The following is a 651-nucleotide window of genomic DNA, read 5'->3' as shown; positions in this document are numbered from 1 at the left end:
GCAAAAATCAATTTCACCAGCCTGGCTAAACCGGACCAAGTGGGCAGCGGCGCAACGGGTATCAACACCCTGTTTCATGAAGGCGGCCATGCGGCGCATTTTGCCAATATCCGTCAAAATGCACCTTGCTTCTCGCAGGAGTTTCCGCCTACATCGATGGCTTATGCGGAAACGCAATCCATGTTTTGCGACAGCCTGCTGCACGATGCTGACTGGCTGAAACGCTATGCCAAGAACCGTCAGGGCGAAGCGCTCTCTGATGCGTTGATTGAGGCCGATATCGCTGTGCGCCAACCGATGCGTGCTTTTAACGAGCGCCATATTCTGTTGGTGCCTTACTTTGAATGGCAGCTTTACAGCATGGATGATGATGCACGCACGCCAGCTACCATCACCCAGCTGGCGCGAGACATCGAGCAGCGCATTTTGGGCGTTGGCGGGAGCCCGCGCCCTACCATTGCCATTCCGCATCTGTTATCGATGGAGTCGGCCTGTTCATATCAGGGTTATCTGCTGGCGCTGATGGCGGTTGAGCAAACGCGGCATTTCTTTCTCAAGCGCGATGGTTATCTCACGGATAACCCGGCCATTGGCCCGGATCTGGCCCTGCATTACTGGCGACCTGGCAACAGCGTCAGCCATGATGACACG

1 protein-coding gene is annotated in these 651 nt (G+C 55.6%); it reads left to right on the top strand.

The window, feature by feature from the left end:
• The coding region (locus J5224_RS33440; protein ID WP_264629187.1) for a M3 family metallopeptidase at window positions 1-651 on the top strand (651 nt) is incomplete at both ends.

The sequence above is a fragment of the Candidatus Symbiopectobacterium sp. NZEC135 genome, assembly GCF_025962695.1.
Note: the sequence above shows the minus strand (reverse complement) of the source record. Positions and strands in the feature narration are given on the sequence as shown.